Source organism: Streptomyces sp. NPDC127190 (genome assembly GCF_042672505.1).
Classification (GTDB): domain Bacteria; phylum Actinomycetota; class Actinomycetes; order Streptomycetales; family Streptomycetaceae; genus Streptomyces.
Genome location: NZ_JBHXVE010000018.1, coordinates 70345 through 94910, shown reverse-complemented (window position 1 = coordinate 94910; position 24566 = coordinate 70345). Strand labels below are relative to the sequence as shown.

The 24566-nt window shown below is 70.8% G+C and carries 24 protein-coding genes and 3 pseudogenes; 9 read left to right on the top strand and 18 right to left on the bottom strand.

The features are described from left to right. Positions 1 to 245 precede the first annotated feature (245 nt). Together ACFVIU_RS26005 and ACFVIU_RS26000 are read right to left on the bottom strand one after the other, a co-directional pair. Positions 246 to 476, bottom strand: coding sequence for a hypothetical protein (locus ACFVIU_RS26005; protein ID WP_385845394.1), 231 nt, complete (start codon positions 474 to 476; stop codon positions 246 to 248). Then, positions 473 to 622, bottom strand: coding sequence for a hypothetical protein (locus ACFVIU_RS26000; RefSeq protein ID WP_385845393.1), 150 nt, complete (start codon positions 620 to 622; stop codon positions 473 to 475). The genes ACFVIU_RS26005 and ACFVIU_RS26000 overlap by 4 nt, the downstream gene beginning before the upstream one ends. A 269-nt stretch (positions 623 to 891) precedes the next feature. Here ACFVIU_RS26000 and ACFVIU_RS25995 point away from each other — a divergent pair, with 269 nt between their 5' ends. Further along, on the top strand, positions 892 to 1359 hold the full coding sequence (locus ACFVIU_RS25995) for a hypothetical protein (protein WP_385845392.1): 468 nt from the start codon (positions 892 to 894) through the stop codon (positions 1357 to 1359). Between the two features lie 209 nt (positions 1360 to 1568). Here the strand turns inward: ACFVIU_RS25995 and ACFVIU_RS25990 are convergent, their stop codons facing one another. Continuing rightward, positions 1569 to 2036, bottom strand: coding sequence for an AbfB domain-containing protein (locus tag ACFVIU_RS25990; RefSeq protein ID WP_385845391.1), 468 nt, complete (start codon positions 2034 to 2036; stop codon positions 1569 to 1571). 110 nt (positions 2037 to 2146) lie between these two features. Here ACFVIU_RS25990 and ACFVIU_RS25985 point away from each other — a divergent pair. Then, a pseudogene (locus ACFVIU_RS25985) lies at positions 2147 to 2497 on the top strand (transposase family protein); the annotation flags it as partial. A 175-nt stretch (positions 2498 to 2672) separates the two neighbouring features. Here ACFVIU_RS25985 and ACFVIU_RS25980 read toward each other — a convergent pair. Continuing rightward, positions 2673 to 4106, bottom strand: a pseudogene (locus ACFVIU_RS25980) (NAD(P)/FAD-dependent oxidoreductase). Between the two features lie 489 nt (positions 4107 to 4595). Next, positions 4596 to 5303 (bottom strand): FAD-dependent monooxygenase, encoded by a 708-nt coding sequence (locus ACFVIU_RS25975; RefSeq protein ID WP_385845389.1) that lies wholly within the window; start codon positions 5301 to 5303, stop codon positions 4596 to 4598. A 108-nt stretch (positions 5304 to 5411) separates the two neighbouring features. Here ACFVIU_RS25975 and ACFVIU_RS25970 point away from each other — a divergent pair, with 108 nt between their 5' ends. Further along, positions 5412 to 6617 carry a cytochrome P450 gene (locus ACFVIU_RS25970; protein ID WP_385845388.1) on the top strand — a complete coding sequence of 402 codons (1206 nt, stop codon included), beginning with the start codon at positions 5412 to 5414 and terminating at the stop codon, positions 6615 to 6617. A 322-nt stretch (positions 6618 to 6939) separates the two neighbouring features. On the opposite strand, the gene ACFVIU_RS25965 is transcribed toward ACFVIU_RS25970, so the two are convergent. The 4 genes and pseudogenes from ACFVIU_RS25965 to ACFVIU_RS25950 all read right to left on the bottom strand — a co-directional run bounded on the left by ACFVIU_RS25965 (position 6940) and on the right by ACFVIU_RS25950 (position 10550). Continuing rightward, positions 6940 to 8661: an acyl-CoA dehydrogenase family protein gene (locus tag ACFVIU_RS25965; RefSeq protein ID WP_385845386.1), complete on the bottom strand. Its 1722-nt coding sequence runs from the start codon at positions 8659 to 8661 to the stop codon at positions 6940 to 6942. Between the two features lie 78 nt (positions 8662 to 8739). Further along, entirely contained in the window at positions 8740 to 9297 is a 558-nt protein-coding gene (locus tag ACFVIU_RS25960; RefSeq protein ID WP_385845385.1) for a PadR family transcriptional regulator, read from the bottom strand. A 182-nt stretch (positions 9298 to 9479) separates the two neighbouring features. Next, positions 9480 to 9767, bottom strand: a pseudogene (locus ACFVIU_RS25955) (TcmI family type II polyketide cyclase); the annotation flags it as partial. Between the two features lie 99 nt (positions 9768 to 9866). Then, positions 9867 to 10550 carry a VC0807 family protein gene (locus ACFVIU_RS25950; RefSeq protein WP_385845383.1) on the bottom strand — a complete coding sequence of 228 codons (684 nt, stop codon included), beginning with the start codon at positions 10548 to 10550 and terminating at the stop codon, positions 9867 to 9869. Between the two features lie 216 nt (positions 10551 to 10766). On the opposite strand from ACFVIU_RS25950, the gene ACFVIU_RS25945 reads away from it, so the two are divergent. Beyond that, positions 10767 to 11594, top strand: coding sequence for a class I SAM-dependent methyltransferase (locus tag ACFVIU_RS25945; protein WP_385845382.1), 828 nt, complete (start codon positions 10767 to 10769; stop codon positions 11592 to 11594). Between the two features lie 250 nt (positions 11595 to 11844). On the opposite strand, the gene ACFVIU_RS25940 is transcribed toward ACFVIU_RS25945, so the two are convergent. Then, positions 11845 to 13014: an MFS transporter gene (locus ACFVIU_RS25940; protein WP_385845381.1), complete on the bottom strand. Its 1170-nt coding sequence runs from the start codon at positions 13012 to 13014 to the stop codon at positions 11845 to 11847. Positions 13015 to 13339: 325 nt separating this feature from the next. On the opposite strand from ACFVIU_RS25940, the gene ACFVIU_RS25935 reads away from it, so the two are divergent. Next, positions 13340 to 14176, top strand: coding sequence for a helix-turn-helix transcriptional regulator (locus ACFVIU_RS25935; RefSeq protein WP_385845380.1), 837 nt, complete (start codon positions 13340 to 13342; stop codon positions 14174 to 14176). 654 nt (positions 14177 to 14830) lie between these two features. Here the strand turns inward: ACFVIU_RS25935 and ACFVIU_RS25930 are convergent. The 6 genes from ACFVIU_RS25930 to ACFVIU_RS25905 form a co-directional block, all read right to left on the bottom strand. After that, positions 14831 to 15499, bottom strand: coding sequence for a response regulator (locus ACFVIU_RS25930; RefSeq protein WP_385845379.1), 669 nt, complete (start codon positions 15497 to 15499; stop codon positions 14831 to 14833). Beyond that, on the bottom strand, positions 15496 to 16794 hold the full coding sequence (locus ACFVIU_RS25925; RefSeq protein ID WP_385845378.1) for a sensor histidine kinase: 1299 nt from the start codon (positions 16792 to 16794) through the stop codon (positions 15496 to 15498). The genes ACFVIU_RS25930 and ACFVIU_RS25925 overlap by 4 nt, the downstream gene beginning before the upstream one ends. Positions 16795 to 16829: 35 nt before the next feature. Further along, positions 16830 to 17687, bottom strand: a complete 858-nt coding sequence (locus ACFVIU_RS25920; RefSeq protein ID WP_385845376.1) for an ABC transporter permease — start codon at positions 17685 to 17687, stop codon at positions 16830 to 16832. Beyond that, complete coding sequence (locus ACFVIU_RS25915) at positions 17684 to 18622, bottom strand: ATP-binding cassette domain-containing protein (RefSeq protein WP_385845375.1); 939 nt, start codon at positions 18620 to 18622, stop codon at positions 17684 to 17686. The genes ACFVIU_RS25920 and ACFVIU_RS25915 overlap by 4 nt, the downstream gene beginning before the upstream one ends. Before the next feature lie 572 nt (positions 18623 to 19194). Then, a complete protein-coding gene (locus ACFVIU_RS25910) occupies positions 19195 to 20148 on the bottom strand; it encodes a potassium channel family protein (RefSeq protein ID WP_385845374.1) in 954 nt (317 codons plus the stop codon). Between the two features lie 181 nt (positions 20149 to 20329). After that, complete coding sequence (locus ACFVIU_RS25905) at positions 20330 to 20971, bottom strand: hypothetical protein (protein WP_385845372.1); 642 nt, start codon at positions 20969 to 20971, stop codon at positions 20330 to 20332. A 165-nt stretch (positions 20972 to 21136) separates the two neighbouring features. Between ACFVIU_RS25905 and ACFVIU_RS25900 the strand changes: the two genes are divergently transcribed. Beyond that, positions 21137 to 21670 carry a hypothetical protein gene (locus ACFVIU_RS25900; protein ID WP_385845371.1) on the top strand — a complete coding sequence of 178 codons (534 nt, stop codon included), beginning with the start codon at positions 21137 to 21139 and terminating at the stop codon, positions 21668 to 21670. Next, the gene (locus ACFVIU_RS25895) at positions 21667 to 21879 is read left to right on the top strand and encodes a hypothetical protein (protein WP_385845369.1); all 213 of its coding nucleotides are present in this window, start codon (positions 21667 to 21669) and stop codon (positions 21877 to 21879) included. Before ACFVIU_RS25900 ends, ACFVIU_RS25895 begins: the two co-directional genes overlap by 4 nt. Before the next feature lie 33 nt (positions 21880 to 21912). Here ACFVIU_RS25895 and ACFVIU_RS25890 read toward each other — a convergent pair whose 3' ends face one another. Together ACFVIU_RS25890 and ACFVIU_RS25885 are read right to left on the bottom strand one after the other, a co-directional pair. Then, the gene (locus tag ACFVIU_RS25890; RefSeq protein ID WP_385845368.1) at positions 21913 to 22485 is read right to left on the bottom strand and encodes a phosphatase PAP2 family protein; all 573 of its coding nucleotides are present in this window, start codon (positions 22483 to 22485) and stop codon (positions 21913 to 21915) included. A 149-nt stretch (positions 22486 to 22634) separates the two neighbouring features. Further along, positions 22635 to 23012, bottom strand: a complete 378-nt coding sequence (locus ACFVIU_RS25885) for an STAS domain-containing protein (protein WP_385845367.1) — start codon at positions 23010 to 23012, stop codon at positions 22635 to 22637. 158 nt (positions 23013 to 23170) lie between these two features. Here ACFVIU_RS25885 and ACFVIU_RS25880 point away from each other — a divergent pair, with 158 nt between their 5' ends. Both ACFVIU_RS25880 and ACFVIU_RS25875 read left to right on the top strand, forming a co-directional pair. Further along, entirely contained in the window at positions 23171 to 23650 is a 480-nt protein-coding gene (locus ACFVIU_RS25880; RefSeq protein WP_385845366.1) for an ATP-binding protein, read from the top strand. A gap of 531 nt (positions 23651 to 24181) precedes the next feature. After that, positions 24182 to 24566: WhiB family transcriptional regulator (locus tag ACFVIU_RS25875; RefSeq protein WP_385845468.1), on the top strand; the 385-nt coding region annotated here is incomplete at its 3' end.

Genomic DNA, 24566 nt, shown 5'->3' with positions numbered 1-24566 from the left:
CAACTGGTCGAAGACGCCGGCCTCATGCCACCGGCCCAGCCGACGCCAGCAGGTCTGACGGAACCGAACCCCGGCTCCCGTGGCAGCAGGCTCACGTCGTTGGAGAGCACGTACAAGATGGCAGGCACAGCCGGCCGTCCACCGGTTTCGGGCCGGGCGCCTTCTGCGGCCAGGGTGGCAGCAGCGGCCCGATCAGCGCCCACAAGTCGTCGTAGCCGTTGTCTTTCCGGACGCGGCCGTTGAGTTCACTCGCTGATGCCCTGGCCATGCCGGCCGGGGAGACGGATGCCCCTGCCCCTGCCGATCGTTGAGCTGGTCCAGGCCGAACCGAGTGACGGCGAGGGGGTGTTGACGAAGGAGCTGGTGGCCCGGCTGGATCTGCCGCTGGTGCCGGCGAAGATCGAGGGAGCGCGGTCCAGGGCGAAACGGCTGGTCGAGCGGGGGTCGCGGGTGGCGTCGCCGTCGGGCCGGTTCATGCGGCGAGCGTCGTCCGGTCCTGCTGCGGGGAGTGGACCGGGCGGGCCAGGCGGCGGGCCACGAGCATGCTCGCCGAGAAGCGGATGAACGCCTCGCTGCTGGTGGGCAGCGTCTCGAAGTCACGCACCAGGCGTCGTGAACGCAACAGCCCCCAGAGTTCGTTCCACCACCCGCCGTCTCGGCAGCACCACAAACCCCGTGTAGCCGCCGTCGGCCCAGGCAAGGGTGATCTTGCCGTGCCCGCAGCCGCCGCCATGCCCCCGCCTTCGTCCAGGCCGTGAACCGGCGGTGGGCGGTGGCCGGCGAGCCCCCGAACTCGCCCGCCTTCGCCCGACGCGGGGAACATCGGTACAGCGGTAGCACTGAGCACTTGATCTTGGATACGCTGCCGCCGCCCTGTTCACATGAGAGGACATGATGAAGAAGCACATATCGCGGCTCGTAGTCGCAGTCACGGCCGTCGCAGCCAGCACGATTTTGAGCTCGCCCGCAGCGCACGCTTCGGCCCCGAAGGTCACCTGGAGTGACGATGCCACCGGGAAGTACCTGGTCTACGAGCCCAGCACGGAATCGGCGGTCGAGACGCACGACCACACCTGGTACAACGGGCCTTATGACTGGAGCGATTTCCAGCAGTCCGACGGCAGCTATATCGAAACGCCGTACGGGGTCTCCAACGTGTGCCTGACCGCTTACTGGGACAATAGCGTTTACATGGAGAACTGCAAGCCCAACAACGATTACGAGCGCTGGTACGAGGAGTGGCAGGGCAACGGTTGGCGCCTGCGGAACAAGGCCACCGGCTACTACCTGGACAGCAACGCCAGCGGCAGCGTCTATGCCCTGCCCGGCAACGGCGGCAACTACCAGCTGTGGCACTAATTAAGGTTGTCTTTGCGCACTCTGAAGGAGGTCTTGTCTTCGGCTGTAGCCGTCGCGTTTGGCCGTGGCCTTAGCTGCCGACGAAGAGGTGGGCGCGTTCGTCCGGGGCGGCGCCGCAACCCACCACGCGGACGCCGCCTTGCGGGAGCGGGCCCGGCGCGCGGTCAGGTAGGCCATCGCCAGTAGCAGTGCCCTGGCGTGATGACCCGTCACGCCTCCGAGGAGAGCGGCGGGGCGATCCTGAAGCACGCGTCCTGAAGCTCTCCGGGGGTGTTCACCGGTTCCGCGAAGAGGTGGAAGTCCCGGTGCCGGAGGAAACGGTCGGGGAACCGTACGGACCGGAACGAGGCCTGGTTCGGGTCGATCTCCGCTCTTTCAAGGACAAAAGTCGAATCCTCACGAACCTCTTCCGCGACGTCGGGGTCGATGATCCCGGTGAAGAACTTGCCGACTACGCGGAACCCCTCCAGCGCGTCGATCCGCAGACAGAAGCCCAGCGGGAGAGTGGCTCGCACCAGCCGTCCCGTTTCGCCGAAGTCCAACGCGGGGCCGGTCCACTCGAAAGTGGCGTTGCGCCGGTCGTCATCCGTTTCGATCTTGGAGATATCGACGTCGCCGCTCCGTTCGACGATGAAGAAATCCGGGAAGTTGTTGGAAAACAGCGAAAGCTTGGGCATGACGCCTCTCCTTCCCTCAGCCCCATCATGCGCCCCGCCCCGCGAAGCCGCATATCGGCCCCGGAGCCCTGGAGGCTGCCCGTAAACCGCTGGGGCGGGTGGTGCGTTGACTGGGCACGGGTGGGGTGATCTGTGCGGATGATGCGAAGTGGATCGAGCCGTTCTCCGGGCTGAACGAGTCGCGGATCGCCAGGTGGGTGGCGTTGGTGCGGCGTCGTGGTGGTGACGTTCAGCGTGGCCGTCCCGGGCGGCTGCCACTGGAGCACCGGGTATTGCTGGTGGCGACGTACTGGCGCACGAACCTGACGTTGCGGCAGGTGGCGCCGTTGTTGGGGTCTCGAAGTCCGCGGCTGACCACACCCTCGATCACCTGGCGCCCTTGCTGGCCATCTCGCCGGCCACGCAAGGACACCGTCTACATCGTCGACGGCACCCTGGTGCCCACCCGCGATCGCAGCGTGGAGCAACACCGGACGCCTGGCCTCGGCTCGGACGGTGTGTCCCCGTCGGTGCCGTTCAGGTTGGGGGCGACCCGGACCCCTGCAAAACCACCGGCAGGCGTCCAGGTCGCCGAGCCGCAGGCCCCCGACTTCGGATCATGTCCGAGCCGGCTTGCCTTACGTGACGTACGCCTTCTCAGGCTGCTGATGCGGGCGCCCGGCTTGCGCTCCGTGCGGCGCGGGCGAGGTGACGGTCGATCAGCGTGGCGAGAGCGGGGCCGTGTTCGTAGGCGATGGGCGCCAGATCGGGCGGGAGCACGAAGCCTTCGGGGAGGCGGTCGTAGGCGGTGGTGAGCTGGTGGCGGTAGGCGTCGTCCAGGCGGGCCGGCCAGTCGCCGGTCAGCGGCGGGCGCATCCGTGATTCGGCGGCGAGCGCCCGGTGCTGGACGAGCGCTTCCTCGACGGCTTCCTCCTTGGTCCAGTCCGCGATCGGCGAGCGGTCGGGCCGCCACGGGGCGAGCCGGTCGCCGGATCGGCCGCACACGATGGCCTCGGCGAGTTCCTGGGCAATCAGCGGTGAGGCGTGCAGGCCGTCGCGGTGGGTGCCCGTGGCCAGCCACAGGCCGGGACGGGCGGTGGCGCCGATCAATGGGTGGCCGTCCAGCGCGACAGGGCGGTTGCCGTGGTGCAGGCGGTGTATGCGGGCGGTGGTCAGGCGGTGGTCGAGCTGGCCTATCGCGGTGTCCAGGAGGAACCGCACCCCGGCGGCAGTGGGTTCGCCGCCGGGGACGAGCGCGGGCGCGGCGGACGAGCCGACGTATCAGGTGCCGTCGGCCTGCGGGACGGCGTGCGGTCCGCAGGCGTAGGCCCGGTTCGGGGTGCGCAGCACGGCGGGCAGCGGGGCTGGTGCGGCGAGGGTCAGGGCGGCGCCTTCGGCGGCGACCACGGGCAGAACGGGCAGGTCGGGGTCGAGGGCGTCCAGCAGCGGGGTCGTCCAGGCGCCGGCGGCGAGGACGAGGGTGGGTGCGGTGACGATGGCGGAGCGGGTGTGCAGGGTGTAGTGGTGGCCGTCGGGGCGCAGTCGGCCGGACGGCAGGCGGGTGAGGTTGGGGAGGTGGGCGAGGGCGGCGTCGAGGGTGGCGAGCCAGCGGCGGGCATCGAGGTAGGACTCGGCGGGCAGGTGGAGGGCGCGCAGCGCTCGGTCGTTGTCGAGCGGCCGGTGGCCTGGGACTGCGGCCGGGTCGATCTCCTCGACGGGCAGGCCGTGTTCGGGGCCTGCCTTGGTGATGGCGGCGAAGGACTGGTCGTCGATCGGGCTGGAGACGGCGTTGAGCAGGACGAATGTACCGCTTCCGTAGCCGTCCCGGGCCGGGGCCGACGTGCCCGCGCGTTCGCGTACCTGCTCGCGCCAGGCGGGCCACTTGGCGGCGGCGTCGACGGCCATGGCGAGCCGCAGCCTGCCGTGGACGGTGCGCATCCCACTGGCCGTCACTTCGCCGAGGACGCCGAGCATCGCACCCGCCGCCCGCGAGGCCCCGGCCGCGCGCCGGCCCGCCACAGCGACCCGCACCCTGGGGTCGGCGGCGGCGAGCGCGAACGCGATCGACCGGCCCAACACCCCGTCCCCCACCACGAGCACGTCAACCGTCCGCCGCACAACACCCTCCCGACTGCCACCGGCCCGTCGGCACTATCCCTGTCCCGTCCAAGGGCCCGCTACGCGCGTGGCAGAGCACCGAGGCGGCAGGCAGCCGGCAATCCGGGGCCGAGGTCAGCGAACGTCTGCCTTCGGGCCGCGCGGGGCGCGGCAAGCAGCTGGACGGAACAACCGGAAGGACCCGGTGGGGACGCAGCTGCCCACTGCCGTCTGCTCCGGGAAGATCTCTCTTGCCGCCGCGCAGAACGCCATTGTCGGCTCCTGGGCCACGGTCCTTGGCAAGCTCGGCATCGGCTGAGGAGCCCGCTCTGTGGGCTCCTCGGGGAGGACGGCGGACGATGTTGCCTCAGGGAGGTGGTGCGAGGCGACGCGGGGTGGCGTGAACCTCGTCCGCCGCCACCTGCGCCAGTTGATCGTCCGCGGGCAACTGCTGCCGGCAGCACCGGGCCGCAGCCACCGTGGTCATCGCCAGCTATCACTCCGCGCTGCCCGCCGCTGGCGAGTACCTTCCTGGCCGCGACCCTCGGCGTGAGGCTGGGCCAGGTGAGGAACGCCCCTTCCTCGATGGCGGGCTGCCTGCCGGCCCCGGATGCGTTCCGGGGTGTGTTCGCGCTCCTCCCCGTCCGCCTTGGCGTTGAGCTGGAACATGTCGGTGCCGGGCAGCGGGCAGAGCAGGAGTTCGCCACCCGGTGCGTCCGGCCAGATGTGCCAATGGTCGCGGTCCAGGCCGTCGAGGCGGACGTCCGCGACCACCGCCGCGTGCAGGGAGCCGCCCTCGTCCTTCATCCTGATGCCGAGCGTCTCGCGGACGGTGCCGTGTCCGCCGTCGGCGCCGACGAGGTACGGCACGCTCACGGTCCGGCGGCTGCCGTCGGCTCGTGTCAGCTCAGCGTGCACCTGCTGGCCGCTCTGGTCCAGGGACGTCAGCCGAGTGCCGTACTCCACTGTCCCGCCCAGCTCCAGGAGCCTGTCCCGCAGAATCTCCTGCGTGCGCCATTGAGGCACCAGCCACGGCACCGGATACCGCGACCGGGGCGCCTCAGGATCGCGTTCCATCAGCCGCCACGTGCCGTCGCGCAGGCCGTTGCGCCACGTCTGCATGGGCGGGAAGGGGCTGCCGGCCTCCCGCAGCGCGTTGTCGGTTTCGGCTCGGAAGGAGTGCGAATACACGGCACCTGACACAGAATGCGTTATATGCCAGATATGTTCGACGGGTGGGAGGTGTCGCCATCCGGCCGTCCCCATCCGCCCGCATGGCCCGACGACGCAGCCGAGTCCGTGGCGATTCCTCCTGCGGTCTCTGCTTCTTTCGACTTCAGTGACGGCCTCGACTTCGATCCACTGCTGACCCGCCTCATGCAGCAGGGACCCGTCACGCGCGTCCGTCTGCCGTACGGCGAGCGCGAGGCCTGGCTCGTCACCAGTTACGACGGCGTCCGGCAGGTCACCACCGACGCGCGTCTGAGCCGCGCCGCCATCGTCGGCCGGGACTACCCCCGCCTTACACCGGAGCCGATCGTCTCCGCCGAGTCGATCAATGTCCTGGACCCACCGCACAGCACCCGGCTGCGGCGCCCGGCCGCCGCGGCCTTCACGCACACGAATGTCGAACGGATGAAGCCGGCCATCGAGCGCGTGGCCGGCCGCCTGCTGGAGGAGATGGCCGAGCACGGGCCGCCGACCGACCTCGCCCACCACCTCTCTGCGCGTCTGCCAGGACACACCATCTGCGAACTGCTGGACGTGCCCGATGCCGACCGGGACGAGTTGCTGCATCACACCCAGCAGATGCTGGCCACCTCACCGACGGCACAGCAGGCGGCCGCAGCCGCCAAAGCGCACCTGCGCGACTACTTCACCGCCCTGGTCGCGGAGCGACGCACAGCGCCGGGGGACGACCTCGTCAGCCAGCTGACCGCCCCCGGCCCGGACGACGAGGACCCGTTGAGCGACCAGGAGGCGGCTGTCCTGGCGCTGACGCTCATCCTCAGCGGCAACGACACCGCCACCTGCCAGATCAGCAACATCGCCTATACCCTGCTGACCCGCCCGGGGCAATGGGAACACCTGCTGCACCACCGCGAGGACCTGCCGCCCACCCTGGACGAACTCCTGCGCTACCTGCCGTTCCGCAAAGGCGTCGGCATCCCCCGTCTGGCCCTTGAGGACGTGGAAATCTGCGGCAGCCGCATCCGCGCCGGCGACTACGTGCACGTGTCATACCTGACTGCGAACCGCGACCCTGCTGTCTTCCCTCACCCCGACGTACTCGACCCCTACCGTCCTGCCCACCCTCACATGACATTCGGCTGGGGCGGACACCACTGCCCCGCCACAGCCCTTGCACTGGCCGAACTCCACATCGCGATCAACGCCCTCCTCACCCGCTTCCCCCGCCTGCACCTTGCCGTACCCGCCCACGAACTTCGCTGGGACACCGCAACCATCCGGCGCTTCCCCCTCCAGCTCCCTGTCGCCTGGTGACCCACCGTCGTCTCCGACGGCAGGCGCGAACCACAGCGTCTCGACCGCGACCGCCGGCACGTCGGCCCAGCGCTCCCGCTTGGGGCGCTGACGGGCCTGGACGGCTTCCTCGATCACCCGCAGGGGCAGCCTAAGGTGCGGCTCAGCAACTGGAGCTCCTCCTCGCGGGGCTCGTCCAGACGAAGCGGCATGTGTGAAACGATCAGTCGCCGTGAACCCGTCGGCCTTCGGCCAAACCGCGGCACACTGACCGGCCGAGAGCTCGCGGAGTACGGCGGCCAGCGCCGTACTCCGCGAAGCGGTCGGAGGTATCGTCGGGGCCTCAGGGCATCATCTCGTACGCCCCGGACAGTGCCTCGACGCGGCGCCAGGCACGCTCCGAACGCGCCTCGTCGACCGCCGGGCGCCGGACGGCACCGAGTGCCCAGGACTGCTGCTCCTCGGTCGCCGAGTCCTTGCCGTGCAGTTCGACGGCGTGCGCGGAGAAGTCCCGTACGAGGACGGCGAACAGCTCGTCGAGCACGTCCTCGTCGAGGCCTGCCAGGGCCGCCTGCTCCAGGACCAGCTGTCCGTGGACGACGAGTGCGAAGAGCTGGCCGACGGCGAGGAGGAGGTCGAGGTCCCGGCTCTGCTCCTCGCCGGGCGCGGCGGTGCGTACGAACTCGCACAGCGCGTCGGCCTGTTCGCGGAACCGGCCGACGTTGGGCAGGTGGGCGTACGCGTCGAAAGCCGGCCGCCAGTCGTGGAAGCGTACCGATCCCAGGCCGCGGGCCGGCCCCTGCCGGAAGAGGAAGTCGTCGTCGGCCGCGTCGAGACGGGTCGGGACGGGCTCGTAGGCGACAGGGGCGAGGAGGTGGTTCCGCATGAACTTGAGGATCAGAGCCAGGTTGACGTGGACGGTGCCCTCCAGCTTCGGCAGGCTGCGGATCTCGACGGCGGCCTGGGCGAAGTAGTTGTCCTTCTCGAAGCCCTTGGCGGCGATGACGTCCCACATCAGGTCGATGACCTTCTCGCCCTCGGTGGTCACCTTCATCTTCGTCATCGGGTTGAAGAGGAGGTAGCGGCGGTCGTCGGGACCCGCGCTGCGGAAGTAGTCGACGGCGCGGTCGCTGAACAGCTTCATGCCGATCAGCCGGACGTAGGCGTCGGTCAGTTCGCGCCGTACGTGCGGGAAGGCGGTGACGGGGCGGCCGTAGAGGATCCGGTTCTGCGCGTGGGTGACGGCCTCGTACATCGCGTGCTCGCAGATGCCGATCGAGGCGGTGCACAGGTTGAACTTGCCGACGTTGACGGTGTTCAGGGCGGCGTCGAAGGCGGCACGGCCGGTGTGCAGCACGTCCTCCGGCGTTACGGGGTAGTCCTCGAGGCGGAACTCGCTGACGTACTTCGACGAGTCGACGACGTTCTTGACCAGGTGATACGAGGGGTGACGGCTGTCGGCGGCGAAGAAGACGTAGCCGTCGGGGCCTTCGATGTCGGTGCGCCGGCCGAAGACGGAGACAAGGCCGGCGGCGTTGCCGTTGCCGATGTAGTACTTGGAGCCGTTCGCCCGGAAGCCGCCGTTGCCGTCGGGCTCCAGCAGCATGTCGGTGGAGTAGATGTCGGCGCCGTGGGCCTTTTCGGACAGGCCGAAGGCGAACACTTCGCCCTGGGAGAGCAGTTCGGCGGCACGGGCCCGGGCGGCGGGATTGTCGCTCTGCCAGACGGGGCCGAGGCCCAGGATGGTGACCTGCCAGGCGTACCAGTAGTCGAGGCCGTAGAAGCCGAGTATCTCGTTGAGGGCGGCGATGCGGGCGGTGTCCCAGCGCTTGTCGGCCTCGCCCTCTGCGGCGGCGGCCGGGGTGAGGAAGGTCGCGAAGAGATTTTCCTTGGCGGCGAAGGCGAGGAAGTCGCCGAGCCAGGCGCGGTTGCGGTAGTCCTCGGTCAGCCGGCGCTTGCCCCGCTCTTCGAACCAGTCGACGGTGGTGCGCAGCAGCCTGCGGGTCTCCGGGTCGAAGTGCGCGGGGTCGTAGGTGCGCGGGTTGAAGAGCAGCGCGTCGGTCACGGATGCCGCCTTTCGGCTGGGATGGATGAGGGTGGGGCCGGGCACGGTCAGGGTCCCGGTGAAGGCCCGCTCGGCAGGTCAGTGTTCGACGTCGAAGCGGGCCAGTGTGGTGAGGACGTCGTCGAGCCAGGCGATCATCATGCGTTCGTACGCGATACCGCCCCGCAGCACGACGTGCTGGAGTTCCCGTTCGGCGTCGAGCGGACCGTCCGCGCCGGGGTCCCCGAAGTCACGGGCCTCGCCCGCGAGGTAGTGGGCGAGGCGGTCCATGTGCGCCTGCCGGTGCCGCTCGACCTCGTGGATCAGGCCGGCCGGGTCGTCGAAGGCGGCACCCCGGATCTTCACCGCCAGGTCGTGCCGGACACTCTCGGGTTCGGTCGGGTCGTGGAGCCACGCGGAGAGCGCGTCCCGTCCGGGTCCCGCAACGGAGTATTCCTTCTTGTCCGGACGCCCGTACTGCGGGACGTCGCGGACGTCGACCCAGCCGTCGCTCTCCATGCGCTTGAGCACACGGTAGATCTGCTGGTGAGTGGCGGTCCAGAAGTATCCGATGGACCGTTCGAACCGCCGGGCCAGCTCATAGCCTGAGCCCGGCTTCTCCAGCAGGGAAACGAGGATCGCATGCTCGAGCGCCATGCCCCCGATCTTGCTATGCACCTCGTTGCATAGCAACGCTGCCGCGGTGAGACACGGCTCACCCGGGGGCAGAGCGCGCAGATCATCGCCGACGGCGGCGTGCCGGGGGAGGGTGGCAACCCGGCCGGGCGTGCTCGGCGGCCGCGGTGTGCGGGCCCGGCACCGGCGTCCGGAGGGCGGGTTCAGCCGCGGGTGTCGCGCTCCCAGAGGTAGAAGCGCTGCGCCATGGCGTCCTTCGGGGACCGCCAGGTCTCCGGGTCGTAGGCGCTGACGTACGCCGAGAGCCGCTCGCTGACGTCCTGGAACTCGGGGTGCGAGGTGACCTTGGCGATGGCCGGGCCGGGCTCGCGCTCGGACTCGATGAGGTGCATGTACACATCGCCGAACTGGAAGAGGTTGCGCCGCACCACACCGACGAGGCGCGGCAGCTCGCCCCGGTCGGACCCGGCGAACACCTTGGCGACGTCGGGGGTCGGTGGCCAGGGCGGGGCCGGCGGCCTCGCATGAGCGGGCGGCGTCGACGGCTCGGGTGAGCCGGGCAGCGTGGTTGAACCGCGGCAGGCGGGCGCTCAGCCTTCCGGCGAGTTCGTGGTCGTGCCGGCGGTCAGCCGCCAGAGCCCGGCCAGCTCGTAGTAGACGCCGTTGACCAGTTGCAGCAGCACCAGCGTGACCGGCCAGAGCAGTGCGCCGAGGCCGGGCACCAGGTCCATCGGCAGGGTGTAGGCCATCACGACCCGCACGACGGCGTCGAGCAGCATCGCCACGCCCCAGATCGCAGTCGAGACCCGCCAGATCCGCCGGAAGGCCGGCTCGCGTTCCCACAGCACATCCCAGGACGTGCCGTCGGATCGGAACCGCCCCTCCAACAGAGGGCGGCCGCCGTGGAAGAGCAGCGGGCGCCGGGCCCCGATCGAGATCAGGAACCAGAGCCCGGCCACGCCGGTCAGCCACCCGTCCTTGGCCAGCATGAACCGCGGGCTGCCGCTGACCAGCGCGGCTGCGATGCCCAGCAACATGGTGCCGGCGACGAAGCCCGCCATGCCCTCCAGGCTGCGGGTGCGCAGCCACTGCACCACCGTGGTGAGCGCCGGCACGAAGGCACCGGCCAGCAGCGCGACGAAGACGCTGACGCCGGCGGCACGCAGGCCGTAGTACAACGCGATCGGGACCACGATGTCCCAGACGACACCGAGCAGCAGGCGTCGCCCGCTCGGCCGCGGCGATGCCCCGGAGACCACCTTGTGCGCGGTCATGGCGTCCTCCAGTCGCCAGAAGAGCCTGGGTAGTGACTCACAGACACACAGTCTCCATGTCCGGGCGAGGCGGCTGTGTCATCCCTACGACGGCGGCGTCGAGCGCAGACACGGGGGCTCAGCCACGTGGCATGGCCTCGTGTCCGGAGCGGCACCGGTCCGGGCATTTCCGTTTTTCCTCCCCCGCGCACGGCCCGGGCGCGGTTGGATGTCCTCATGACCTCTGCCGAGCACGCGCGGCTGATGCGCGCCAACCAGGCGAACTGGGACGCCCGCACTCCGGTCCACGTCACCAGCCGGTTCTACGGCCTGGACGCGGACCTGCATCCGGAGCGCTGGTTCGCCGCGTTCGAGTGGGAGGACCTCGGCGAGTTGTCCGGCCGGGATGTGCTGCACCTCCAGTGCCACCTCGGCACGGAGACGCTCGCCCTCGCCCGGCGTGGCGCCCGGGCTGTCGGCCTGGACTTCTCGGCGGCGTCCGTGACGGCCGCGCGGGACCTCGCCGCGAAGTCGGGCCTCGACGTCACCTACGTCCAGGCCAACGTGTACGACGCCGTGACGGCGCTCGAGGGCCGGCAATTCGACGTCGTCTACACCGGCAAGGGCGCCCTGTGCTACCTGCCGGACCTCGATCGGTGGGCGGACGTCGTGGCCAGGCTGCTGCGGCCGGGCGGGCGGTTGTACGTCGTGGAGTTCCACCCGCTGCTCAACGCGCTCGGCCCGACACCCGGTCCGGGTGAGGGGCCTGAGTTGCTGCTGCGCCACGACTACTTGGGCGGCTCCGGTCCGGTGCATCGGGATGCCACCTACACCTACACCGACGGCCCGGCCGTCGAGGGCGCCACGGACAGTTACGAGTGGATGCACGGCATCGGTGAGGTCGTGAACGCGTTGACGGATGCGGGAATGGGCGTCCGGCGACTGCGGGAGAGCGACGAGCTTCCCTGGCCGCGCTGGCCGCGGATGGTCCGTACGGACGCCGGCTGGTGGCGGTTGCCCGAGCCGCGGATCCCCCTTCTGTACAGCCTGCTGGCCGTTCGTTGAACCCCCGTCCCCCGGCAGCCGTACAGTGCGAGCAGCACGCACGCTTGCCCCTGTCAGGCGCCGGTGCCGGTTCCTTGTGTGCGCATCAGGTCGGCCCTCAAGCACACGCCGAGCTCATGTTCGGCGGACTTGGGGCGAGCCGACCGGGCTTCGGTGTATTCCCGGCGGGCTCCCGGATGAACGCCGGTGCCCTGCGGCTGCGCCGGGCTTGGGGACCCGTGGGCTGCGCGGGCACGTAGGCGAGGCACCCTCAGCGGTAGCGGGCCCGGCCCGCCGCCGCGGCCACTGTCAGGGGCACGGTCAGGAGCGCCGCCAGCCAGAACAGGGGGCGGTAGTCGTGCGCTTGAGCTGTGGAGGCCGCCAGTCCGGTGGCCCCGGCGCTGCCCACGTAGAGGGCTACGCCGAACAGGGCCACGCCCGTTGCGCGGGCCGTCGGCGACAGGGCCGTCGCCCATGACTGGATCGTGGAGTGCATGAAGGACCAGCCGCCCCCGAGGAGCAGCGCGACCACGACGAGCGCCCCGGTGGACTGGCTGTAGCCGGCGAGGAGGTACGCCAGAGCCATCTGCACCCCACCGGCCACGATCAGGCGCACCGGCGACCACTGTCCGACGAGCCGTTTGACCACCTGCGCCGCCGCCATGGAACCGACCCCGTACAGGGCCGCGACCGCGCCGGCCAAGGTGGTGGGAACTCCGTGCGCCTCCAGGGCCGGGGCCAGGTAGGTCAGAAAGCCGAGAAGCACTGCTCCCTCCAGCATCGCCACGGTCATGACGAACCACTGCCACCGGGAGGACAGGACCACGCGGAAGGGCGCCAGCAGTGATCCGGAGCGGACCCGCTCGGGCTCAGGCAGACGACGCAGGACCACCGACAGGTAGGCGGCGAGGACACCGGGCAGCGCGAACACCAGCCGCCAGGTGAGGTAATGCGCCAGCGCTCCGGCGACGACCGTGGCCACGGCGGTGCCGAGCGCGAACGCGGTCATCAGCTGACTGAGGGGGCGCTGGCGTGTCGCGGCCGGCACCGTGTCGCCGACGTACGTCAACGAGGCGGCGATGGAGGCGGCGAAGAAGGTCCCGGCCAGGGCGCGGGCCCCGATCAGCACAGGGGCGTCGGGAGCGAGGGCCGAGGCGAAGGCGGCCGGTGCCGCGCCCGCCAGCGACACCCGCATCACCCACACACGGCCCCGGCGGTCGCTGGCCACTCCCCACACCGGCTGCATCAGCCCGTAGGCGAGGTAGTAGCCGCTCGCAGCCAGCACCACCGTGGGAAGCGGAGCTCCGAGCTGCGGACCGATGAGAACCAGCATGGGTGCGATGCAGAAGCGGTCGAAATTGCTGACGAATCCAGCGGTGCGCAGCAGGCGCAGAGAGGACGCCGGCAAGGTCGTCACCGGTGTCGACGCGGTGGTGGTCACGGGGTGGCCGCTCCCTTCCTGAAGGGTTCGACGAGAACGGGTGACAGAGAACCGCTCCTGGGCGGACGCGGTCTGTCACCAGTTCAGCACCGGGCCGTGCGGCGCACAGACCGCTGGCTATTACCATCACTCACAGCCTGCCGCTTCGGCATCGCCGCTGGTGACGGCAGCATCACAAGAGAGCGGCCGCGTTCGGGCGGACGCCCGTTGTCCTGAGGAGAGGCACGATGACGCGCGGCAGGCCGTCGCCCCGGGAGACCTGGACCTCGCCCTTTGCGGACCACGGTGCACCGCCGGCCGGGGCCGGTCGCCGGCATGGTGGACGGTGAGCGCCCTCCTCATGCCGTCGGGCGAGTCCCCCCGCCGTGAACTGGGGGCCTTTTTGCGGTCCCGCCGTGAGCGGCTGAAACCGAAGGACGTGGGCCTGCCGGAGGCCCCGGGGCGCCGGACCCCGGGGCTGCGGCGGGCCGAGGTCGCGGAACTCGCCGCCATCAGCGTCTCCTGGTACACGTGGCTGGAACAGGGCCGGGTGCGTACCTCGGAGCAGGTGCTGCGCGCGGTGTCACGGGTGCTGCGACTGGACGCCGCGGAAACCGCGCACGTGCTGTCGTTCTTGGAGGAGAGCAGGCCGCCCGCCGATGCTCCCACCTGGGTGTCACGCAACCTGCTCGGTCTGGTGCAGGCCATGACACCCCACCCGGCCGTGGTCCTCGACCCGCACTGGGACCTGCTGGCGTGGAACGCCGGGTATGCCGCCCTGCTGACCGATCCGGCGCGGCTGCACCCCAAGCAGCGCAACCTCCTCTGGCTGGTGTTCCGCTGGCCGCCGGCGCGCACCCTGCTCGCCGACTGGGAACACGAGGCCCGCGCCCTGCTCGGCCAGTTCCGGTCACGGGCCGCTCACCGGCCGAACGATCCCCGGTTCGCCGAACTGATCGGCGAGCTGCTGTCGGACGGTGACGCGGCCCGCTGGTACGAGCGCCGGGAGACAGCCGGATTCGAGCCCTCGGTCCGTCGTTTCCGGCATCCCGCCGTAGGCGAATTGCGCCTCCAGTACGTGAAACTGGCCGCTGTGGACGAGCCCGGCCACCACTTCCTGGCCTACCTGCCCGACGACCAGGACTCCGAGGTAGCCCTGCGCCGTCTGCAGGCAAGCGAGTGAGCCCGCGGTCCCGGACGTTCCGGGACCCGGACCCGCGGGGCTCACCTCGGTGTGCCGGCCGCGCGTTGCGGCACGCAGGCTGCCCTTCCTCGCCGCCTTTGTGTCCTCACCGGCGTCCTCAGGCGCCCTGCGCTCGCGTGCCGAGCGCCTGGTGAAGCGCCTCGAGCCGCAGATGGAGAGGCACCCGGACATCGCCGAAATGCGCGAGCGCCACGAGGTGGCCGAGCGGGCAACCAGCACACCACGGGCAGGCCGTCACGACGCTGGCGTTCCTCACGTGAACAACGCCATCACCTGAGCGCTAGGCGCCGCTGGGGCCGCCCCCGCGAGTTCCGCCGGAGTGGGCCCGGGCCGCCAGGATGCGGCGACACCGTGGTGAGACCCGCCCGTTCCGCGCCTTGCAGAGCCCTCGATGAGCGAACAGCCGGCCACCGCCGCCGACACCGCCCGGCAGCAGCTGGACCCCACGGCCGCCGACGCCGTACGCGCGTACGCCGCCCGCCCCCGGCCACCGCCGACCAGTTCGCCGGCGCCCGGGAGGACATCGGCCTTCATCAGCAGCGCAGCGGATCCGGCGATTGCAGCCGTCAGGCGGAGGAGTGCACACGGACCACCCCTGTCCGAGGAGGCTGGTCCGTCGCTGGTGTCGTGGGCTCAGCCCACCTGAGGTCGGGCCAGGCCGTGGTCGTAGGCGAAGATCACCGCTTGGATGCGGTCGCGGGCGCCGATCTTGGACAGGACGCGGCCGACATGCGTCTTCACCGTGGACTCCGACAGGACGAAGCGCGTGGCGATCTCGCCGTTGGACCAGCCCTTGCCGATGGCCACGAGGATCTCTCGTTCGCGGTCGGTGAGGGAGGCCAAGCGTGGATTCTCCGCAGAGCCGTTGCCTCCGGAGGGTACGAGACGGGCGAACTCGTGCAGCAGGCGGCGGGTGAGAGCGGGTGCGATCACCGCGTCGCCCACCGCCACGGCCCGGATGCCGGCGAGGAGTTCTTCGGGGCGGGCGTCCTTGAGGAGGAACCCGCTGGCTCCGGCGCGCAGGGCCGCGTACACGTACTCGTCGATGTCGAAGGTGGTCAGGACGAGGACGCGGGAGCGATCGCCGGCGGCGACAATCCGGCGGGTGGCCTCGATGCCGTCCATGCCGGGCATTCGTACGTCCATGAGGACGACGTCGGGACGCAGCTCGGCCGCCATGCGCACCGCCTCCGCTCCGTGCCCGGCTTCACCGACCACGTCCGTCTCGGGCACGGAGTCCAGCAGCATGCGGAAGCCGTACCGCTGGAGCGGCTGGTCGTCCACGATCAGCACGGTGGTCACCGGGCACCGTCCTGGGGGGTGAGGTCGAGGTCGGCCCGCACCGTCCAGCCGGCGCCCGCGGGGTTCGCGCTGACGTGCCCTCCGTAGAGCGCCGCTCGTTCTCGCATGCCCACCAGGCCGTGTCCTTCCTCGTTCGCGGTACGCGGGCGGCCGGCCGGGACGGGCGGGCCGGTGTCCTGGACGGTGACGGTCAGCCGGGTGTCCTCCAGGACGATCGCCACGTTCGCACGCGCCCCGGTCCCGGCGTATTTCAGGGTGTTCGTCAGGGCCTCCTGCACGATGCGGTAGACCGTGAGCTGCACCCCGCTGTCCAGGGCGTCGATGTCTCCGGCCGTACGGTAGACGACCTCCAGGCCGGCGGCGCGCACTCCCTCGCACAGCGCGTCGATGTCCGTAAGACCGGGCTGCGGGCTCAGCTCGGGCTCGGTCGGCGGACCGTCGGCCTCGCGCAGGACGCCGAGCACCCGGCGCAGTTCGCCCAGGGCCTGGCGGCCGGTGTCCCCGATGAGGTGCAGCGCCTCCTTGCCCCGTTCCGGAGCGACGCCGGCGGCGTAGGCCCCGGCGTCGGCGAGGGTGATGATGACGGACAGGTTGTGCCCGACGATGTCGTGCATCTCCCGAGCCACCCGGGCCCGTTCGGCGGCGACGGCGAGTCTGCCGCGCTGGTCGCGTTCGATCTCCAGCCGAGCCGCGCGGTCTCGCAGCCCGGCCAGCTGGGCCCGCCGGATGCGGATCACCAGGCCGAGTGCGAGGGCCGCGGTCGCCGTGCTGAGCAGGAAGAACAGTGCGTCCCCGACCGACACCGCTGCCGACACCCGCGCCGCGACCAGGCCCAGCACGCCCGCGCTGATCGCGCAGGCCCAGGGCAGCTGCCGCAGCCGGCCGTGCAGGGCGAGGCTGTACAAGGCGACGAAGAGGGCGACGTCCGCACGGAGGGCGGCGCCGAGGGACCACTGGAGGACGAACACCGCGGCGACGGCGCCGAAGGCGACCGCGGGCGCCCGGCGGCGCCACAGCAGGGGCAGCACCAGCCCGGCCTGCAGGGCGAGCATGCCCGTCACCGGCAACCGGGTGAACACGCCGCGGAGGCGGTGCGGGCCGTCGCCGTCACCGTCCCCGCCGGTCACGCCCATCGCGTGCAGGAGGTCCGGCAGACAGAACAGCAGGAAGACCCCGGCCACCACCGCGCTGTCCAGCACCCACGGTCGCGCCCGGTCGGCATGCCGGAACCGCTGGCCGGCCCGGCCGAGCCGGGCGACCAGCTGTCCCGTTCCGCTGAGATCTTCGGTGGTCATGGAGGTCACCGGACCATGATGCGGGTGGCTGCCGCTCAGACGTCGCTGCGCAGCAGCCGGTACGCCGCACCGGCCAGCGCCAGCGCCGTCCAGCCGAGGAAGACCAGCAGCCCGGCGCCCGGTGACAAGGTGGTCGAGTCATGGGTCAGGGCGAAGATCGACTCGCCCGCGTTGCTGGGGAGGTAGGGGCTGATGTCGCCCTGCCAGGAGCTGGGCAGCAGGGAGACCAGCCCGGGGACGAGCATGAGCGCGGCCACCAGGACCGAGATGCCACCGGCCACCGACCGCAGCAGCGCGCCCAGGGCGGTGCCGATCACCCCGACCAAGCCCAGGTACAGCCCGGCGCCCAGCAGACTGCGGACGACGCCGGCGTGGCCGAGGCCCATGGCGGCGGGCGTGCCGGAGACGATCCGGCTGCCGATGAGGAAGGCGATGAACGCGCCCACGGTCGCGATCACCAGCGCGACCAGCCCGTACACCGCCGCCTTGGACCACAGCACGGGCAGCCGGCGCGGCACGGCGGCCAGCGTCGAGCGGATCATGCCGGTGGAGTACTCACCCGCCGTGACCAGAACGCCGAGCACACCGAGGGCGAGCTGGGCGAAGTTCGTGCCGAAGAGGGACAGGCTCGCGGCGGTCGCGGTGGCGAAGTCGCGGTCCATGTGACGGCCGGAGCCGAGATTGGACTTGTAGTGGCTCGCGGCGATGACGCCGAAGGCCACGAGGAACACCAGGCCCAGGCCGAGGGTGATCCAGGTGGAGCGCAGGGACCAGAGCTTGGCCCACTCCGAGGCCAGCACGCGCCGTCCGGTCACCCGGTGGACGGGCCGTGACGCGGCCGGGGCGGTCTCGGGGGTCTCAGGGGTCTTCGGAGTTGCCGTGAGGGTGCTCATGCCGCGCTCCCGGAGGTCTCAGTGCCGGTCGTGGAGCCGTGGTACTCCACGGCGTCCCGGGTCAGTTCCATGAACGCCTCCTCGAGCGACACCGCCTTGGTGGTGAGCTCGAACAGGGGGATGCCGTGCTCGGCCGCCTTCAGGCCGATCTCCCGAGCGGGGACGCCGGTCACCTGCAGTTCCTCCGAGCCGATGCGCCCGGTGATCTCCACGCCCGGCCCCGCCAGCACGTCCCGCAGTCGCGCGGGGTCGTTCGTCGCGACGCGCACGGTGTCGCCGCCGGCCTCGCGGACCAGGTCCTGCACGGTGGTGTCGGCCAGCAGCCGCCCCCGTCCGACGACGATGAGGTGATCGGCCACCAGCGCCACCTCGCTCATCAGATGGGAGGAGACGAACACCGTGCGTCCCTCGGCCGCGAGGGAGGTGAGCAGGTTGCGGATCCACAGGACGCCCTCGGGATCCAGTCCGTTGACGGGTTCGTCCAGCATCACGGTCTGCGGGTCGCCGAGCAGGGCGGCCGCGATGCCCAGCCGCTGGCCCATGCCGAGCGAGAAGGCACCGGCCCGCTTCTTCGCGACGCTGCCGAGACCGGCGAGTTCGACGACCTCGTCGACCCGGCGGCGCGGGATGCCATGGGTGAGCGCCAGGGCACGCAGGTGGTTGTGGGCCGAGCGGCCGGGGTGGACCGACTTCGCCTCCAGCAGCGCGCCCACCTCCTGCAACGGCGCCTTGTGGCGGGCGTAGCGCTGCCCGTTCACCGTCACGGAGCCGCCGGTCGGCGCGTCCAGTCCGACGATCATGCGCATCGTCGTGGACTTGCCCGCACCGTTGGGACCCAGGAATCCGGTCACCGTGCCCGGCTTCACGGTGAAATCCAGCCCGTCGACGGCTGTCTTCTCCCCGTACCTCTTGGTGAGCTGCTGTGCCTCGATCATTCGCGTTCTCTCCCTCGGACTCGGCGCCCGGACGCCCGACGCCTCCCTTCTCACGCTAGGGCCGTGACCTGCCGTTTCCGGTGGTACCAGGGGGCTGAACACCACCGGTCAGGTGGTACCGGGGTACTACGACCCGGCGGTGCGCACGGCGCGCCTGTGGTGCTGTGCTGCGGCCGGGCTGAGCCGGGGGGCTTGCCGAGCCTGTGGGTCAGGCCGGCTTGTAGCGGTCGATGATGGCGCGGGGCCGCTCGCGCACAACGGTCAGGGGGAGGCGCGCGGCCCGCCCGCTTCGACTTCGGCGGTGAGCTGGCCTGCCTACATTCCCTCGGATGCCGTCCGGGGTCCGCGGCGGCGCGGATGAGCTGGCGAAGGGCGCCGACGTAGACCTCGTGGTCGACGACGGCGGGCAGGACGGCGCCGAGCCATCTCCAGCTCGTACCGGCCGTCCCTGGACTCCGTGCGCGTGGCGATGGCGGCCTGCTTCGCCGCAGACGCCGTACGGCGGTCACGCCACTGCACCTCGTACTCCTCGCCGAGGAGGCCGACGAGCTTCGCGCGCACCTGCACTTCACCTACTCGTCTTCGATGGGTCGCAGGGCGCCGGGGTCACCGAACACGATCATGGTGTCGCCGGCCTGCACGGCGGTCTCGGGATCGGGGTTGGGTTCCAGGGCGCCGTCGGCGCGGCGGATCAGCAGGGGCAGCGCTCCGCCGCAAGCCTGTCGCAGGGGCCGGCCCACGAGGTGGGAGCCGGCATCGAAGCGGATCTCCTCGATCCGGACGTCGGAGCTACCGGCCCGGGTGAACTCCAGGAAGTCCACCACGTGCGGGCGGACGGCCAGCAGAGCCATCCGCCGGCCGCTGGTGATGTAGGGAGAGACCACGCTCCTCGCGCCGGCGTGGGTGAGGCGTTCGGCCGACGCCGCCTCCGAGGCGCGCGAGACGATGGCGAGCGAGGGGTTGAGGGAGTGGGCGATCAGGGTGATGTAGACGTTCTCGGCGTCCGAGTCGACCGCGCAGACCAGGCCGCGGGCGTGCGTGATGCCCGCGCGGCGCAGCACCTGCTCGGAGGCGGCGTTGCCGATCAGGTAGGGCGCGCGCTCACGCTGCAGCTGCTCTTCCAGGGCGGCCTTGCTCTCGATGACGACGAAGGGGACGCCCTCGGCCTCGAACTCGCGGGCCACGGCCTGGCCGACCCGCCCGTAGGCGCAGACGATGAAATGGTCGCGCAGCGTGTCGATGCGGTGCTGCATGCGCCGCCTCCTTCCCGCGGGCCCGAACCGCCCCTCCACCAGTGCTGTCCCGATCAGCCCCAGGGCCGCGACGAAGACCGCGACCCCCACCACCGCCAGCGCGGCGGTGAAGAGCTTGCCGGCCTCGGTGAGCCGGTCGGCGCCGGAGAACCCTTCCGTGGTCAGCGTCATCACCGTCATGTAGACGGCGTCGGGCAGCGAGAAGCCGAGCAGCGCGTACCCGCCGACGCCGGCTACGAGCAGCGCCAGGAGGGCGAACGCCGCCAGGAGCACCCGCCGGCCTGTGCGTGGCGGCCACACAGCGCCTCCTGACCCTTCGCCTTTGTCTTCAGTGTCCTCGCCGGGCATCGGGGAGCAACACGGAAGCGGTGCGGCGCCGTGGGGGTGGGCGGGGTACGCCGGAGGCGCGGTGGACGTACGCCGGGTGGACGCGAAGGGGGCGAAGGGGGCCTGTTCAGTGCAGGATGCTGACGGCCCGCGCGATCACGAGGAGCGAGGTCAGGAGCGCGGAGATGCTCTGGATGGCCATCAGGATCTTGGCGCGGGTCGACAGCGGCATGGTGTCGGTCGGGCTGAAGGCGGTGGAGTTGGTGGTGGACACGTACAGGTAGTCCATCAGGGTGGGGACCCAGTCCGAGGTGGCACTCGCGCCGTCGGCGACTTCCTGGACGGCGTCGTCGTTCTCATCCTGGGAGAAACGGAAGTCCGCCAGGGGCAGGGCGGAGCGGGGCGCCTGGGTGCGGCTGACCGGACCGCCCCGATCCAGCTCCCAGTAGGCCAGCCCGAAGACGATGATGTTGGTGAGCCAGACCTGTAGCGCGGCCACCAGCAGGGACCGGCCGTCCTTCACTCCGGCGTACACCAGTTCGTGGATCAGGATGGCCAGCGCCACGAGGTTGCTGACCGCGATGACGCCCACGAGCGTCAGCGACAGCACGCGGAACGTCTTCGTCTGCCGGGTCAGCCGTTTGGGGTTGATGGCGATGAGCGGGATGAGCAGCAGGCATTCCAGGGCGGGCAGGACGTACCGGGGAGCGATCAGCAGCCGCTGCGGCAGCACCAGGTACAGGGCGATCGCGGCGAGGGTCGCGAGCACCGCCGGAAGCCGTGCCTCCCCTCTGCGCTCATGCCGCGGATGCCGGGCACTGGCTTCCGCCCGCGTACGTGCCATCCCACCCGGCCTTCCGGTCGTTGCCGCAACGGACCGTGCCAACGGCGCCTCGCACACCTTCTGCCGTGCCGGGCGCCGCGCACTCCCAGCATGTACCCCGAAGCACGCGGGCCGTGCCTGTGCGGGAAGGACACCGCCCGGCCGGGTGCCTGCCGGCCGCGCGAGCCGACTTTCGCTGCCCGGGGGTGCGTCCGCTCGCCGAACGGCTTCACCTGGGCAGCGCGCTGGGTGGTCTGCCTGCTGGCGATCGCGACGAACCTGTCCGAGATCGCGATCACGGTGAGTGCGGCGATGGCCGGCCAGCTCGTTGTCGCGGTCGGCAACCTCCTCGGCGGGATCGCCATCCAGACGATCGCGCCGGCGGTCCTGGATGCGGCCAGGGTCCGCCCGCGCGCCCCGCTGACCCGCCTTGCGGCCAGTCTGCAGCTGGTCCTGGAGGAAGCCATGGTGGACGACGACCTTCCTGCCCGTCCTGTTCCTGCTCGCCACCGTCATCTCCGGCAAGTCGGTCCTGCCGGCCGCGCACGACACCGACATCTACCTCACCGCCCTCGGGTGTCCGGCGGCCCTGTCAGGCGTTGGCCGGGTGCGGCGCGGGCACCCGTTCACGGTTGTCTGCCGTGAGGGAGCCCGAGACCGTGGTCATCGTCGCCTGCCTGCTGCTGCCGGTTGTGGCTGTACTGCTGTACGGCATGGACCGTGTCGAGGACTGGCTGTCGCGCACCCCGCGGCCACCCCGCCACGCCCGTACCCGGCACCTGCGTCTCATCGAGGGCGGCAGGCAAGGTTCTCTGACGCGTCCGCAGACCAGCCGGCGGCGGCCCGCCGCCTGACCGCGGGCCCGCACGCGGAACGTCCCGCTCGTGTCACCGCCACATACGCAGGGCCAGCTGCGGCAGGCGCCTGACCAGCCAGGCGCTGACGAGGCCGATGGCGGCGCCGGCGGCGACGTCACTGGGGTAGTGGGCGCCGGACTGCACCCGCTCCACGGTCACCAGGGCGGCCGGCACCGCGCAGACCGTAGCGGCCAGCGGCCAGGAGGGGGCGATCCCTGCGGTGAAGGCCACAGCTGCCGCGGTGTGCCCGGAGGGGAACGACGAGGAATCGGGCCGGTCCTCGACCTCGTCGTGAGGGATCCATTCCTTGGGTGGCCGCGGCCTGTCACTCACCTGCTTGCACACACCATTGGACACCAGCTCCGCCAAGGTGAGAGCCGCCAGACCGGCTACCGCCGCCTTACGGCCCCTCCACCCGCCGGCCCAGACCATCATCGCCGCGGCACCGCACCACAACTTGGTGCTCTCCGCCGTTTCCTCCACCGCCGACAGCGTGCGGTGAAGCGCCGGTTCCCGCCAGGAAGCCATGCGCTTGGTCAGACGGCGGTCCCTCTCGTGCACTGCGGCCAGCAACCTCATGACCTGCTGGTATCCCGTGCTCACCAGTTCACGCGTCCGTCGCGGTGGGGCTCCCCGCAGCGGACCCTCCCGCAGATCCCTTACAGGCGCTCCCGCCGCGTCTGGGGTAGGGACGTCTTCTCGGCCGCGCACCCATGCCTGCGCGTGATCGATAGTCGAGGACCTGTCCCAGGTCAGATGGTGAGGGCTTGGCGGAGTGTTGCGCGGCAGTCGATGACGGCGTCGACGCCGACGATGCTGATGGTGCGCATCACGGACTCGCCGGGTGCGGCCAGACGCAGCCAGCCGCCGGCCTCGCTGAGGGCCCGGTGAGCGGCGATGAGGATGTTGATGCCGCTGGAGTCCATGAAGGTGACCTGGCGCATGTCCACCACGATGCGGGGGCGGGGAGTGCTGGAGGCGTCCAGGGCCTGACGGAGTGTGTCGCCGGTGTGGTGGTCGATCTCTCCGGCCAGGGTCAGCACGCGGATGCCGTCGGTGGCGGTGGTCACGACCGACAGCTGGCCGGCCTGCCCAGCGTGTTCCGTGCCCGTCATCTCTGCCTCAGACATGCCGTGATCCTGGCACACGCAGACCCTCACGCGCAGTGCCGCCCGGTAGGAGCGGTGCCGGTGTGTGGCCGATCCGACAGAAAGGGCATGGCGTGATCCGCGACTGCGCGGGTACGCGCTGGGGGATTGTGTGAACGGGGGAGCGAATGGCGGTTGTGATGGAATCAGACCCGGCGCCGGCAGGCGGCGCGGCGCCGGGCAGGCCGGTCATCCAGACCAGCGTGGCCCTGGTCGGAGACGGCACGGACATCGCCCACGCCCGCCACCTGGCCGCCGGCTTCCTCACCCGGGTTCAGGCCGAGCACGGCCTGCCCGTCTCGCAGCGTGCCATGGACCTCACCCAGCTGGTGGTCAGCGAACTGGTCACCAACGCCCGCAAGTACGCCCCTGGCCCGGTGCTGCTGGACCTGAAGATCATCGGTGACATGATCGAGGTCGTCGTGTGGGACTCCGACCCCGTGCTGCCGGTCGCCCGCGCTACAGACGCCGGCCGGGTCGGCCAACACGGCCTGGAGATCGTCATGGCCGTCGCCCAGGGCTTCGAAGCGCAGCGCGAACCGGTCGGCAAACGCATCACCGCCCGCCTCGCCCTGGCCGACGACCCGGGCGGCGCCATCTCCGGACGCCAGCCCCTGTAGAGCGACCGTCTGCCCCTCAAACGGGACCCGAGCCAACAGCATGCCGAGCCAACGCCGCCTGCAGTTCCCCCAGCAGGACATCGGGCAGGGCCGCGCCCTGAGCGGACTTGAGGACGTGTTCCGCGACGCCGGACAGCTTCATGTCGGTGTGCTGTCAGACCTCCCGCGGCACCGTGAACCCGTCACACGGCCTGATCTGGCCCAGCACGGTCAGGACGCCGATGGCCTGGTCGACAGCGGTCCCGGAGACATCGATGAGGACATGGCATACACCGCTTCAGAAGTGGGCGGAGGGCTTGTTCCGCCCCTGCCCCGGTCGCCTCTCGCCATACATTGCAGCACGTCACAGCACGTGAAGCGCGTAGATCGCCTCCCACTGGGCATGCGCGTGTGGGGTAGTGGTGGAGTGACGCGGCGGCATGGCAGCGATGACCGTGCCGCCGCGTGGCATACCACCCAGTTGGCTGCGGCCGTCACCGGTCAGGCACAGGTAAGAACGGCGGCACGCCCTGGGGAAGAGGACGGAATCGGATGATCGCGGATGACGAATGGGGAGCCTACGCGGCATGCCGCAGCAGTGCCCCGGACGAACTGTTCGTTGAAGGGGCGGCCCAAAATGAAGCGAAAGCTGTGTGCAGCGGTTGTACGGTACGCACGGAATGTCTGGCATTCGCTCTGGACCGTCGCATCCAGCACGGCATTTGGGGAGGCATGACAGAGCGAGAACGCCGTGCCCTGCTGCGCCGGCGGCCCACCGTGACGTCCTGGCGCAGTCTGCTCGAAGCGGCCCGTGCCGAACATGCACGCCGCGCTTGTTCGGCCGCCGGTGCCGGAAGGCAACAGACACGAGGCGCCCCACCACGCCCCCGCGGACCCCCCCCGGGACCACCACCACAAACGCGGGGGGGCCGACGGG